Origin of the sequence: Sneathiella sp. HT1-7, from assembly GCF_020731145.1 — a bacterium.
Classification (GTDB): Bacteria; Pseudomonadota; Alphaproteobacteria; order Sneathiellales; family Sneathiellaceae; genus Sneathiella.
This window is the reverse complement of the sequence record NZ_JAJFZN010000003.1, coordinates 647500-661922: the sequence shown is the minus strand read 5'-3', so window position 1 is coordinate 661922 and position 14423 is coordinate 647500. Positions and strand designations below refer to the sequence as shown.

10 protein-coding genes are annotated in these 14423 nt (G+C 53.0%); 3 read left to right on the top strand and 7 right to left on the bottom strand.

From position 1 onward, the window contains the following. Positions 1–2 precede the first annotated feature (2 nt). From LKE13_RS12875 to LKE13_RS12865, 3 genes are read right to left on the bottom strand one after another with little or no spacing between them, the layout of a single operon-like run. Positions 3–1712, bottom strand: a complete 1710-nt coding sequence (locus tag LKE13_RS12875; RefSeq protein WP_227951778.1) for an intermembrane transport protein PqiB — start codon at positions 1710–1712, stop codon at positions 3–5. After that, positions 1702–2337 (bottom strand): paraquat-inducible protein A, encoded by a 636-nt coding sequence (locus LKE13_RS12870; RefSeq protein ID WP_227951777.1) that lies wholly within the window; start codon positions 2335–2337, stop codon positions 1702–1704. The genes LKE13_RS12875 and LKE13_RS12870 overlap by 11 nt, the downstream gene beginning before the upstream one ends. After that, positions 2334–2966, bottom strand: coding sequence for a paraquat-inducible protein A (locus tag LKE13_RS12865; protein ID WP_227951776.1), 633 nt, complete (start codon positions 2964–2966; stop codon positions 2334–2336). The genes LKE13_RS12870 and LKE13_RS12865 overlap by 4 nt, the downstream gene beginning before the upstream one ends. A gap of 266 nt (positions 2967–3232) precedes the next feature. Here LKE13_RS12865 and cysD point away from each other — a divergent pair, with 266 nt between their 5' ends. Then, positions 3233–4186, top strand: coding sequence for a sulfate adenylyltransferase subunit CysD (cysD, locus tag LKE13_RS12860; RefSeq protein ID WP_415776534.1), 954 nt, complete (start codon positions 3233–3235; stop codon positions 4184–4186). After that, positions 4186–6084, top strand: a complete 1899-nt coding sequence (cysN, locus tag LKE13_RS12855) for a sulfate adenylyltransferase subunit CysN (RefSeq protein ID WP_227951774.1) — start codon at positions 4186–4188, stop codon at positions 6082–6084. Before cysD ends, cysN begins: the two co-directional genes overlap by 1 nt. Before the next feature lie 3 nt (positions 6085–6087). On the opposite strand, the gene rfbA is transcribed toward cysN, so the two are convergent. Together rfbA and LKE13_RS12845 are read right to left on the bottom strand one after the other, a co-directional pair. Continuing rightward, positions 6088–6957, bottom strand: coding sequence for a glucose-1-phosphate thymidylyltransferase RfbA (gene rfbA / locus LKE13_RS12850; protein WP_227951773.1), 870 nt, complete (start codon positions 6955–6957; stop codon positions 6088–6090). A gap of 85 nt (positions 6958–7042) precedes the next feature. Next, positions 7043–8650, bottom strand: coding sequence for an SAM-dependent methyltransferase (locus LKE13_RS12845; RefSeq protein WP_227951772.1), 1608 nt, complete (start codon positions 8648–8650; stop codon positions 7043–7045). Between the two features lie 174 nt (positions 8651–8824). On the opposite strand from LKE13_RS12845, the gene LKE13_RS12840 reads away from it, so the two are divergent. Then, the gene (locus LKE13_RS12840) at positions 8825–12439 is read left to right on the top strand and encodes a hydantoinase B/oxoprolinase family protein (protein WP_227951771.1); all 3615 of its coding nucleotides are present in this window, start codon (positions 8825–8827) and stop codon (positions 12437–12439) included. 12 nt (positions 12440–12451) lie between these two features. Here the strand turns inward: LKE13_RS12840 and LKE13_RS12835 are convergent, their stop codons facing one another. Together LKE13_RS12835 and LKE13_RS12830 are read right to left on the bottom strand one after the other, a co-directional pair. Further along, positions 12452–13855 (bottom strand): multicopper oxidase family protein, encoded by a 1404-nt coding sequence (locus LKE13_RS12835; protein ID WP_227951770.1) that lies wholly within the window; start codon positions 13853–13855, stop codon positions 12452–12454. Between the two features lie 95 nt (positions 13856–13950). Further along, positions 13951–14406 (bottom strand): YHS domain-containing (seleno)protein, encoded by a 456-nt coding sequence (locus tag LKE13_RS12830; protein WP_227951769.1) that lies wholly within the window; start codon positions 14404–14406, stop codon positions 13951–13953. Positions 14407–14423: the final 17 nt, after the last annotated feature.

Sequence of the window (14423 nt, the reverse complement as noted above, 5' to 3'; positions counted from 1 at the left end):
TCTTATCTCTTTCCACTGATCAGGGAACTCGGGTTTCGTTCCAGGAAGTCGGCAAGACTGCGGACAGCTCGGCTTGCCGCTGACAGCTCCTGCAGCATATTCATCAGATCATATTTAAACGGGGAGCCATCGGCAATCAGCCCGTTGACGGAGCTGAACATTGTTTCCGCCGAGGCCAGCGTCTCGTCAATCTTGTTGATCGCCACGCGCACATCATCGATTGTCTTTCCAATATTGGGCAGCGTCTTGGTGTCAATATTCTGTGCCACCACCCGAACAGAAACCGCGAGCTTGCGATATTCCTCGATGGTTTTTTGCAATTCTCCAGAATTAATGAATTTATCCAACCCCTCCACTGTACCGGTCAAGCTTTTACCGAGCCGCTCAATGGGTAGCTTGTCGAGCTTCGCCATCAGTTGAGCAACAGAAGACGTGATTTCTTCCAAATCCGCCGGTACCGTCGGGATTTCGGGAACGCGGCCACTGGAAGACACATACACCGCCGGTTTATCCGGAATTAGGTCGAGATCAACGATAAGCGCACCCGTCAGGAAGTTGGAATTTTTTAGCTTCGCTTTCAATCCGCGCTGGATCAAATCCTTGATGATTTTCTGGCGCAGCTCACGTGTTTCCAAAACCGACCGGATTTTCTTACCGTCATCAGTCAGTTTTATTCGCTGAGGCTCTATATCGATCTGCACCGGAATATAGTATTTCTGGTTCGCCTCGTCGATTTCCAGACTGATATCGCGGACACTGCCAACCTTGATTCCCTTGAACTCAACATTTGCGCCAACGGAGAGGCCGCTGACGGATCCATCAAAATAAAGCACATAAACGACTTTCTCGGTAAAGCGGGCATCGTCCTTCGCCTGTTGATTGTCGTAGAGCTTGAACTGGTAGCGGGATTCCGCCTTAAAGGTACTCTGGTAGATTTCCGGTGTGGCAAACTCGATTGCCCCTGCAACGAGGGCTTGCAATGAGTTCGCGCCAAGTTCAATTCCGGACGTGGAAACAGAGACGTTGATGCCGCCCGCATTCCAGAAATTTGTCCCCTCAAGCACCAGATCGTCATAGGGTGCCTTCACAAAAGCATAGACATCGATGGCACTTTTATCTTCTGCCAAACGGTACCCCAGGACACTGCCAACCTGCAGTCCCTTATAGATAATCGGCGTCCCACGGTTGATATTGCTCAGCTTCTCCGTGGAAAGAAGATATTCTGTTCCCTTGTCGTTCGACGTGATAACCGGCGGTGTACTAAGTCCCTTGAACTTGGTTTCCCGGTCTCCGCCTTTGCCCGGATCTATCTCGATGAAGGAACCAGAGAGAAGGGTCTGAAGACCGGTAATTCCTTGAAAGCCGATGGCCGGGGCCACAATCCAGAAACGTGCCGTATCGGTCAGGTATTTGTCCGCCACCCGGGTCGTATCAATGACCATCGACACGCCCTCGTCATCGTCGAGAATATCAACCCGTTTCAGTGTCCCGATGTTAACGTCCTTGTATTTCAGCTGCGTTTTGCCCGGCACCATACCCTCGGCATTATCGAAGGTGATGGATATTTCCGTTCCCCGCTCCGACAGCGCCTGAAAAATCAGATAGGCAGCCACGGCAAGGGCTATTGCTGGAACAATCCAGATGCTCATCAGGCTCCCATAGCCTCGGCGGACCTTTGCGTCGGGCAGTTTCTGCTCGCTATCATCCGTCATTGTCATTCCCCTCGTCATCCCAAATCAAACGCGGATCAAAGGACATGGCCGCGAACATCGTAATAATCACCACGGCGGCAAAAGCAATGGCACCGGGTCCCGCCGTTACCGTCGCCAGCGCCTGCAACTTCACCAGCCCTATCAGAATTGAGATCATGAAGATGTCAATCATAGACCACCGACCGATAAACTCAGTAAAGCGATAGAGAAGCGCCCGCTTGCGTCGTTGTACTTTTAACCCTAATTGCACCGAAACTACCAGAAAAAGTAAAGCGGCAATTTTAAAGATGGGGACGAAGACACTGGCAACAAAAACGATCACAGCAATAACCGCTTGTCCGGACTGCGCCAGTTCAATCACCCCACCCATAATTGTATTCGTTGTCGACCGACCGAATGAAATAAGTGTCAGGACCGGATAGACATTGGCCGGGATATAAAGGATCGCCGCCGCAATCAACAACGCCCAGGTGCGGTTCAGGCTATTGATTTTACGACTATGCAGCGCCGCGTCGCAGCGCGGGCAATCGGCCCTATGCTCCGCAATAAACCGCTTCGATACCAGCAACCCGCAAACATGGCAGGAAATAGCGCCGATCGATTGTGCAGTTACCGGCGCGGTCATGCACGGATCTCCTTCAATCGGCTCCAGAGCGCCCCTTCATCAAGGGTGAGATAGGCCATGACCGTCGCCGCCACCATCAGGACGAAGGCAACAAGCGATAACCCGACACTCACATCCGCAAAATCCTGCAACTTCACAAAGGCGACTATAATACCAAGAATGAAAATTTCCGACATTGCCCAGGGTTTCAGATGACTTAGCAGCCGAACCTGAAATTGTGGACTGAACGGGGAGCGGCCCAGCTGCATCGGCAGCAGCAATGTGATCAGAACAAGCAGGACCGCGAGCGGCGCCACAACACTGGAAATAAAGACGACAATACCTAGCTCCCAATACCCTGCGTTCCAAAAAGCAATCGCGCCATCAATCAACCGGTTCGATTCTGACTGCCCTTCCATCTGAAAAGTGAGCAGCGGAAACAGGTTCGCTAGAATAAAGAACATTAACCCGGTGAGTGCAAAGGCCAACGAGCGGTTGAGACTGTTTTTATGGCGGACGAAAAGTAATGCGCCGCACCGGATGCAACGTCCCTGCTCCCCCTCCCTGATCTTTGGAGTAGAATGAATGAGGTCGCATTCCGGGCAGGCAATAAAGGCCTCGGTGTAGCTGAAATCCTTATTAATCTCCATACGGAACTTTCGTCAGTCAATTCTGTCCCAGACAATAATGCGCAAAGCCACCGCATTCAATTGATTTCCTTCGCGTATTTTCCATCATCCCGGCCATGGTGACGCGCCGACAACCGCATTTTCCCATATTGCAACAGGGTATAAGAGATCCTATGTTCATATTTACACGGTAAATTTATGCAAAATGATATATTTTACATAATTTTATAGTTAAATAGGGTTGTTTCTTCTTGTGGCAACTCTCGATATTATATAAGCCCTTGTGCATAACGGCGCAGGAGCGCCCGGATACTGGAACAAGAGACGACATTATGAGTACATCGCGGTTGACCCATTTACGCCAGCTGGAAGCAGAAAGCATTCATATCTTCCGGGAAGTCGCCGCGGAGTTTGAACGGCCAGTCATGCTGTATTCCATCGGCAAGGATTCTGCGGTGCTGCTGCATCTTGCGCGGAAGGCCTTTTTTCCATCACCCATTCCTTTTCCACTCCTGCATGTGGACACTACCTGGAAATTCCGCGAGATGATCCATTTCCGCGATACCATCGTGAAGGATTACGGTCTCGAATTGTTGGTGCATATCAACCCTGAAGGCGTCAAGCAGGGGGTCGGTCCCTTTACCCATGGCTCGGCGCTTCATACCGACATCATGAAGACGGAGGCTCTGAAACAAGCACTCGATCAGTACAAGTTCGATGCAGCTTTTGGCGGCGCCCGCCGGGATGAGGAGGCAAGCCGCGCGAAAGAGCGGGTCTTCTCTTTTCGCAATGAGGCGCATCGCTGGGATCCGAAAAACCAGCGCCCCGAGCTTTGGAATATTTATAACGGTCGGGTCCGCAAAGGGGAGAGCATCAGAGCCTTCCCCCTCTCCAACTGGACCGAACTCGATATCTGGCAATATATCTATATGGAGGATATTCCCATTGTGCCGCTCTATTTCGCCGCCGAACGCCCGGTGGTAGAGCGCGAGGGGATGCTGATTATGGTCGATGACGACCGGATGCCTTTGAATGAGGGCGAAACACCGATGATGAAATCAGTCCGCTTCCGCACGCTAGGTTGCTATCCGCTCACCGGTGCGATTGAATCGACCGCCGCCACCCTGCCCGAGATTATTCAGGAAATGCTCGTCGCCCGCACATCGGAGCGACAGGGACGGCAGATCGACAAGGATCAGGCCGGGTCGATGGAGAAGAAAAAGCAAGAGGGGTATTTCTGATGGATCAGAAAACCGACACCGCAACAGCGGAAATCGACGCCTATCTCAAGACGCAGGAACAGAAAAACCTCCTCCGCTTTATTACTTGCGGCAGCGTTGATGACGGCAAGAGTACCTTTATCGGTCGCCTTCTGTGGGATTCGAAGCTGTTGTTCGAGGATCAACTCGCGACCCTCACCGCCGAGAGCAAACGCGTCGGCACGCAGAATGGCGAGATTGACTACGCCCTCCTCCTAGATGGGTTACAGGCGGAGCGCGAACAGGGCATCACCATTGACGTTGCCTATCGTTTTTTTGCGACCGACAAGCGCAAATTCATCGTCGCCGACACCCCCGGACATGAGCAATACACCCGAAATATGGTAACCGGCGCGTCAACCGCCGACCTCGCCGTTATCCTGATCGATGCCCGCAAAGGCGTGCTGATCCAAACAATGCGGCACAGCTATCTGGTTAACCTGCTCGGCATCAAGAAAGTCGTGCTGGCGATCAACAAGATGGACCTGGTTGACTATAGTGAAGAGGTATTCGAACAAATCCGCAGTGATTACCTCAAATTCGCGGAGCAACTCAATTTCGAACAAATTACCCCGATTCCCGTCTCGGCGCTGAAAGGCGACAACATGATCGGCGCAAGCGAGGCCATGGCTTGGTACAGCGGGCCTAGCGTGTTAGCGCACCTGGAAGGCGTTGAGATCGGTGCAGAGGACCTCTCCCGCCCGTTCCGGATGCCCGTGCAGTGGGTCAATCGGCCGAACCTTGATTTCCGGGGCTTCTCCGGCACTATCGCCAGCGGAACGATCCATGTCGGGGATGAAATCGTCGAGCCCGCGTCAGGACGGAGCAGCCGGATTTCTCGTATCGTCACCTTCGACGGTGACCTTGAGGAGGCCATTGCTGGACAGGCTGTCACCCTCACCCTTGAAGACGAGATCGACATCAGTCGCGGCGATATCCTTTGTGCCACGAAAGACCGCCCAGCAACCGCCGACCAATTCGAGGCCAAGATCGTCTGGATGAGCAGCGATTCGATGCTGCCAAGCCGGACCTATCTTCTGAAACTCGGCACCGGAACGACCGCCGCGCGGGTCAGCAATCTTAAATACACAGTCAACGTCAACACCATGGAGCAGATGGCGTCCAAAAAACTTGAACTCAACGAAATTGGCGTGTGTAATCTGTCACTGGATAAAGCCATTTCCTTCGATCCATATGCAGAAAATCCGGGAACCGGCTCTTTTATCCTCATTGATCGCTTCACCAACGCGACGGTCGCCGCCGGGATGATCGAATTTGCGCTCCGCCGGGCAGAAAATATCCATTGGCAATCAGTGGATATTCATAAAGAGGCCCGCGCTGAACAGAAGAGACAGAAAGCCTCTGTTCTCTGGTTTACGGGACTTTCCGGATCAGGCAAATCAACGATCGCCAATCTCGTCGAGAAAAAGCTTCATGCCATGGATAAGCACACCTATTTGCTGGACGGCGATAACGTGCGTCACGGGCTGAACAAGGATCTCGGCTTCACTGATGCGGACAGGGTTGAGAATATCCGCCGTGTTGGCGAAACGGCGAAGCTCATGGTCGATGCGGGGTTGATTACCCTCGTTTCCTTCATCTCTCCCTTTAGAAGCGAACGACAGATGGCGCGCGGCCTGTTGGAGGATGGAGAGTTTCTTGAAGTCTTCGTTGATACGCCGCTGGAAATCTGCGAGGCGCGCGACATAAAAGGCCTGTATAAGAAGGCGCGAGCAGGCGAAATCAAGAATTTCACCGGTATCTCTTCGGATTATGAACGGCCGGAGAATGCGGAAATTGTCATCGATGGCAGTAGGCAGAGCCCTGAAGACTCCGCCGACCAGATCGTTGCCACGCTTGTAGAGCGCGGCGTTATCTAGAATTTATTTGATAAGATCGAGCAAATACTCGCCATAGCCGCTCTTCCTGAGCGGTTCGGCGAGGGCGGCGAGTTCGTCCGCCGTGATGAATTTCTTCTGATAGGCGATTTCCTCCGGACAGGCAATTTTGAGGCCCTGCCGCTTTTCAATCGTCTGTACGAAGTGAGACGCTTCCAGCAGATTGTCATGTGTGCCGGTATCGAGCCAGGCACTACCCCGGCCCAGCAATTCCATGCTGAGCTCCCCCTGATCGAGATAGAGACGGTTGAGATCGGTGATTTCCAGCTCACCCCGCGCACTCGGTTTCAGATGCTTGGCAAAATCGATCACCTGATTATCATAGAAATAGAGCCCGGTAATGGCGAAGTTCGATTTCGGATTTTTCGGCTTTTCCTCAACCCCGATGACCTTACCAGTCTGATCAAATTCGGCGACGCCATAAGCTGTCGGGTCCGAGACATGATAGCCGAAAATGGTCGCGCCAACTTCCCGACCTTTTGCACTCTGCAGGAGTTGGCTGAAACGGTTGGCGTAAAAAATATTATCGCCGAGAATCAGAGCGGAATGATCGTCGCCGATATGATCAGCACCAATAATAAATGCCTGAGCCAGACCATCCGGCGATGGCTGCGCCGCATACGAAATATTCAAGCCCCAGCGTGCACCATCGCCCAACACGCGAATAAACACATCCTGCTCTTCCGGCGTGGTGATAATGAGGATATCCCGAATATCCGCCAGCATCAGCGTCGTCAACGGATAATAGATCATCGGCTTGTCGTAAATCGGCATCAGCTGTTTACTGACACCCAACGTCAAGGGATGAAGCCGGCTGCCTGTACCGCCCGCGAGAATAATGCCTTTATGCGCCATGGGTCCTGTCTCAATGTCGTTTAAAAATATATACTAGGAATAGCATATCATTAACGACATAGAGTTTAAATTTTCTTACTCTCGCTCATTTCACCGCAAAAATCGTCTTGCGACACGGCATACTCTTTGCCTCTATTTCTTCTACGACACGGCCGAATAAATGATGTGCCTTGCGATTATCTGGCTCCCTCACAAGCAAACTTTTCAATGGCTCAAGTGCCTCCTTATGGCGTCCTGCCTTCATCAACAAATTTACAACCAGAAATACTCCCTCAGATGTTGCGTTCAGAAACAGCCGATTTCGCTCAAGAATTTCCATTGCCTCGTCCGGCGCCCCGGCTTCTTCCATCAGATGGATAATAGTAATCGCGGGATCGGGGTTTGAATCACATCTAAAATGTGCCTTATCAACTCTTTTCAGAGCGTCGACAACTGACTTTTTCTGATGTGCACTTGCCGTGGGCAATGTCTTTCTCAGCGCACCAACACAACCACGGAAAATCTTTATATCGCCGCAGCTTATGCGCATTAGTGCAAGTATTTGCGGCAAGCTGTAATCTGCGAAGTTTTTCTCCGCAATTTTTTTCAGCATGAAGAATTCATCGGGCCCGGTGTCGCGAATATGGGTATTGAATTGATGCGTTAGATGCCGGGCCTTTCGCCGCCCAGGATTCATCAGCACGCCCGCCATTTCCAATGAAGATTTCGAGTGATCGGGAGAGAGAAACCGACCTTTGCGCATCCCGACATATTCACGAAGCGCATGATAATTGACATGCATACTGAACACGCCATTGCGGGCAACTCGGCGCGGCGGTAAATCCCACAAATCGGAGAGCGCCGTTACTCCGAAATCACCGGTGAGCATAAACGTCGCGCCTGTTGTAAGTGCCGCCAGCCGATCAATCATACGAAAGCCTCCGACGGGAAGAGAGAAATTCAATTCTCCCTGCATCCTCCGATATTTCCCAAGTGTACGGTTCCAGTCCTCATTCTCATATATCTTTACTGGCGCGGGCTCTTCCTGATAATTGAATTCCGTATGACGGATAATGTCCTCTATTTCATCGCTGTCCGTTTCAATCCGATGGCAGACACGTCTTTCAAATAATTTTTTGTCCTTCACACAGTAAAAATCATGCGGCAAGCTATCGAGCACATAATTTGCGATTACAGAGAGAGGATTGGAAAGACTGCCCGGTGTTAGTTCCTGACCCGAGATTAGAAGCCGGATCGGATCGTCTTTCAGGACATCTAGATAGGCAAAATCGAGAATCCCCTGATCGATAAAGGGTTTAAGCTGCGGGTGCCGCCGCCAAAAATCAATGGCGGCCTTACTTACTTCTGTCATCACATAGACGACATTCCGTTTTTTTGCGACGGCCAATTCCTCTGCTGAAAAGAAATGCAGCAAGAAACCATACGCGAAGCGTCCCGTACCTGCACCAAGTTCCAGGATGTAATGCGGCTCCCGGCGTGCACGGGTCGTCCCGCTTTGCCCGAAATCATCAAGAAAACCGCGAATGACTTTAGCGTAGGCGCGTCCGATAAACGGGTTTGTCGTCACGTAGTTGGGCACCCTTCCCGGCTCCCATGCCTCTGTGCCCAAGGTACCATAATAACTTCGCACCAGATCCCAGATCGGCGACCTGGATAAGGGAACATAATTTTCGAGAGGGTCATCCGCCGTCATCTTCTACTACTTTCCTGTTGTCTACATGTCTCACAAACGCGTGGCGGTGCGAATTCGTGAAAGCAGAAAGAACATTTGGCAATATGGCTTTACCTGCGCCCGTGCCTGATGATAAGGATTCTTGTAACCCGGCGGCGCGACAGAGGGTCTTTTCTGCTAAACTTGAGAGAAATTATGGCTAAAAACATGAATGATGCGGCAACGAAAGAATGGCAGTTCTGGGTCGATCGCGGCGGCACCTTTACCGATTTGGTTGCGCGCCGACCCGATGGCAGCATCGTTACCCACAAGTTACTGAGCGAAAACCCGGAGCAGTATGAAGATGCCGCGCTGCAGGGTATCCGTGACCTGCTCGGCCTCGGCAAAACCGAAGATATACCTGCATCACAGATCGAAGCGGTCAAGATGGGAACAACCGTCGCCACCAACGCATTGCTGGAGCGCAAGGGCGAACCGCTGGCACTAATCACAACGGAGGGGTTCCGAGATGCCCTCCGGATCGGCTATCAGACGCGCCCCAAGCTCTTTGCACTGCATATCGAGCTACCGGAAATGCTCTATAGCCGCGTTATTGAGGTGAAGGAGCGCGTCGGCGCAACCGGCGAGATGATCCGACCTCTCGACACAGTCGACGCGCGCGCCAAGCTGCAAGAAGCATATGATGCGGGTCTGCGTACCTGTGCCATTGTCTTCATGCACGGGTACCGTTATCCGGATCATGAGAAAGCTGTCGCCGAAATCGCTAGGGGCATTGGCTTCACCCAAATCTCAACCAGTCATGAAACCAGCCCGCTGATGAAATTGGTCAGCCGTGGTGACACCACCGTGGTAGATGCCTATCTCTCCCCCATCTTACGCCGCTATGTTGACCGAGTTGCATCCGAACTAGGCGAAACCCGCCTGATGTTCATGCAATCGAATGGTGGGCTGACGGATGCGCGGTTTTTCCATGGGAAAGACGCCATTCTCTCTGGTCCAGCGGGCGGTGTGGTTGGCATGGTACAGACCAGCGCCATGGCCGGGTTTGAAAAAGTCATCGGTTTCGATATGGGCGGCACGTCGACCGACGTTTCCCATTATGGTGGCGAGTATGAACGCACTTTCGAGACGGAGGTTGCAGGAGTGCGCATGCGTGCGCCAATGATGCTGATCCATACGGTGGCAGCAGGCGGTGGTTCAATCCTGCATTTCGATGGTGCAAGATATAAGGTCGGCCCGGACAGCGCGGGGGCCAATCCCGGCCCTGCCTGCTATCGCAAGGGTGGCCCGCTAACCGTCACTGATTGCAATGTGATGCTCGGCAAGCTTTCCCCGGCATTCTTTCCCAAAGTCTTCGGCCCCAACGCCGATGAGGCGTTATCTGTGGAGACAGTGCGTGAGAAATTCGCAGCCTTGGCCACGAAAATCAACGCTGCCACGGGCGATAACCGCAGCCCGGAAGAAGTCGCGCGCGGCTTTCTCTTTATCGCGGTGGAAAATATGGCCAATGCGATCAAGAAAATCTCTGTTCAGCGCGGCTATGACGTCTCCGAATATGTTCTGACCTCCTTCGGGGGTGCTGGTGGCCAGCATGCCTGCCTCGTTGCCGACAGCCTCGGTATGAAGAAGATCATGTTGCACCCTTATGCGGGCGTTCTTTCCGCCTTCGGGATGGGTCTGGCCGACCTTCGCGTGTTGAAAGAAAAAGCGATGGAGGTGACGCTGGAAGACTCGGCCCTTCCCGACATTGCCATAACCCTGGAAACTCTCGCCACAGAGGGGTTGGCGGAAATGCGTGCGCAAGGAGTGGCAGAGGCCCGCATCGATGTCGAACGCAAGCTCCATATCAAATATCAGGGCTCCGATACCGCGATGGTTGTCGATGATGGCCCGTTGGATGAGATCACCAAAGCGTTCGAGGCCGCACATCGTCAGCGCTTCGGCTTTACAACGCCGGAAAAAGCGATGATCGTTGAGGCCGCCGCCGTTGAAGTAGTCGGTATCGGCGACAAGATTGAGGATCCGATCCGAAGGAGTGGTAACATGGACGTCGGCCCCCTCGCCCAAGAGGCAATCTTTGTCGGGGATAGCTGGCAGGATTGCCCCTTCTATGATCGCGACGCCTTGCCCTCGGGCTCGAAGATCAACGGCCCCGCAGTCATTGTCGAGAAAACCGGCACAAATGTAATTGAACCGGGTTGGCAGGCGGAAATGACAGATCGAGGCTATCTCGTCCTTACCCGCGTCGAGGAACTCAAGCGCGAACTCGCCATCGGCACGGAAGTCGATCCGGTCATGCTGGAGATTTTCAACAATCTCTTCATGAATGTCGCCGAACAGATGGGTACGGTGCTGGAAAAAACGGCCTATTCGGTGAATATCAAGGAACGGCTCGATTTCTCTTGCGCGGTCTTTGAGTTGAACGGAGACCTGATCGCCAATGCGCCCCATATGCCCGTGCATCTGGGCTCCATGTCAGAGAGTATCAAGGCGGTGATCAATAAACATAAATCGACGATGAAAGCAGGCGATGTTTTCGTCCTTAATGCGCCTTATAACGGCGGGACGCATCTGCCCGATGTCACGGTAATCACGCCCGTTTTTGATCTTGCAGGCAAGGACGTCCTCTTTTACGTGGCAAGCCGTGGGCACCATGCGGATATCGGAGGCACCACGCCCGGCTCCATGCCGCCCGACAGTCGAACGGTAGAAGAGGAAGGCGTCATCCTCGATAACGTGTTGCTGGTCGATGGCGGACGGCTGCTTGAAGACGAGATTGTCGAGATCCTTAAATCCGGCAAGTATCCGTCCCGCAACACCGATCAGAATATGGCCGACCTGAAGGCTCAGATCGCGGCCTGCGAGAAGGGCATTCAGGAACTGCGCAAGATGGTCGATCATTTCTCCCTTGAGGTCGTCCATGCCTATATGGACCACGTACAGGATAACGCCGAGGAATCCGTGCGCCGAGTGCTGGATGTGCTAAAGGATGGGTCCTTCACTTATCCCATGGATGATGGGTATGAGATTAAGGTCAATATCTCCATCGACAAGGCGGCCCGTTCGGCCACCATCGATTTCACTGGCACCAGCGGGCAGCACCCGACCAACTATAACGCACCGCGTGCCGTCACCACAGCGGCGGTGTTGTATGTGTTCCGTTGCCTGGTGGAAAGCGATATTCCGCTGAATGCAGGCTGTCTCAAACCGTTGAAGATTATCATACCCGACCGCTCCATGCTGTCGCCCGAATATCCGGCAGCCGTGGTTGCGGGCAACGTCGAAACATCACAATGCATCACCGATTGTCTGTTCGGCGCGCTTGGCGTGATGGCTGCCGCGCAAGGGACAATGAATAATTTTACCTTCGGCAACGAAACCTATCAATACTACGAAACGATCTGTGGTGGTTCCGGCGCGGGCCCTGATTTCGACGGGACCAGTGCGGTGCATACGCATATGACTAATTCCCGCCTGACCGATCCGGAGGTAGTCGAATGGCGCTTCCCGGTGACGCTGGAAAGCTTCGAGATCAGACGCGGCTCCGGCGGTAAAGGCGCACATAAAGGTGGCGACGGAACGCTTCGCAAGTTTCGCTTTCATGAACCGATGTCAGCCGCGCTTCTTTCCAGCCACCGTGTTGTGCCGCCTTTCGGCCTGAACGGTGGTGAAGATGGAGAGGTCGGCAAGCAATGGGTCATCCGCAAGAATGGCGAGATCGACACCTTGGAAGGCCGCGACAAGACCGAGATGGAAGCAGACGATATTTTCGTTATCCAAACACCGTCTGGCGGCGGCTACGGCAAATAGAAGTGGACGATTTTAAGTGGTTTGCGGAACATGCCGATAGGCCATGGTCGAGAACATTCCGGCCGCAAGATGATAGAGATTATGACAATGAAATGCCCAGAGTCCGGGGTTTAGGGTATCGAGAACGACCGTCACCTGCGTCTTCGGCGGCACCATGATCGTGTCACGAAGGGCGCCCGCGATCCGTTTTCCGTTGATCTCTACAACCTGGAAGCTGTGACCGTGCAGATGCATCGGATGGGACATAGGCGTCTCATTGGTCATGATGATCTCGACACGCTGCTTCTCTGAAACGACGGCAGGCATACCGCCTTGCCCCTCAATTGGCATACTCCAGATATAACTCGACATCGAGCCTGTTAATTTCACCGGAATACGGCGCTGGACCTTATGCGGAATAAGCGGAGTAGCGGCGCGAAGCAGCAATTCCTGATCAAGCCCGACACGCGGCCCCTCGCTATCGGTCACTGTCGAAATTTTCTCGACTCTGGCGCCTTTCGGCGCAAGCACGATGCCTGAGCGCATTTTCCGCCCTTCGCAATGAGCGAGCACCGCCGCGGCCGAACCATCTGATGGTAATTCAAGCATGATGTCTGCGCGCTGCGCAATGGCGAGCGGGAAGGTCTTGCCGATCAAAGGTTCTACCGGATTGCCGTCGACGGCGACTAATGTTCCGTCCAGAGACCCAAGATCGATTGTGTAGTTAGAGGAGGCCGACGCATTGATAATGCGAAGACGCACTCTTCCACCCTTTTCCACCGCAATCACATCCGGATCGTCAAGCGTGCGGTCGTTCGCGAGAAACGCATCGAATTTAACGTCATTCAGATCGGGACCGGTATCCTTATCGCTCTTCGATCCCATTTTCATCAACGGCTTGGGTTTGCGCAAATTTGCGAAAATTTCCTCAGGGCTTGTCCATGAAAAATCCTCGAGGAACAAGACAACCTCCTGAGCATTTTCTTGCATCGCTGCTTTATCCCGGATGATCAGTGGTGACGCGAGCAGGTTCTGCTCCTGCAATCCGAAATGCGAATGCATCCAACGTGTGCCGGTAGGTTTCGCCGCGAAATTGTAGTTCGCACTGCTTCCCGGCGCGATTGGAAGGGCGGAGAGATAAGGTACGCCATCCTGCTGCCAGGGCTCTTCCATCCCATGCCAGTGAACGAGGGTGCTGTCTGAAAGCTCGTTCACGAGTTGAACATCGAAATGATCACCGGGGTCGAGGAAAAGACCGAATGTACCATTTTCCTGTTCGACGCCATAGCGAGTCACGGCCTTGCCATCGACTTCGATCTGTCGCGTGCGGACATATAAAATTTTTCTCTGACTAGCTTCGGCTATTGGTATTCGCGCAACAGATGCACTCGCCGCAACGCCCGCGGCCGCCAAAAATCCTCTGCGTGAAATATTCATATTTCCTGCCTCTTCATTTCATCAGTATGCCGCCGACAGAGAAACTGTCAGCGCTATCTCTTTCGCCAAAATACGATTGTATTATTTATTATTTATTAATCTTTAGCGAGGAATTTTTGCCAGTTTTTATCAGCGTCCTTGATCCGTTCGGCAATGCCCGTTTGCCGCCAACGGATACGGCCTGCGTCATGGCCGAAGAGATAGAGCTTGCCCTCAAAGATCAGCCAAACGCCCGGGTCCGTATCGGCGAGATTGCCGAGGCTCATCTGGTTGGAGCAATAGCCGCCATATTGAGGGGCGTATGCCGAAGGACTGGCCGCAAACAGATCACGACTTTTCGCGTCAGCAAAGCGCCAGGTCGCGCCCTTATATTCGACACTAAAATCCGCGCCCCCTTCTTCCGGTTTGGCCTTCGTGAAATAGGCTGTGCTGTCATAGCCATCAACGGCAAGCCCGCCAATGAAGCTCTTGTTGACACCCTCGAAGGCAAAAGCCTTCGCCGCTCCGATAAAGAGCAAGATTATGACGACTAGGCCGATACGACGGTACATGTATATCCTCCGACGGT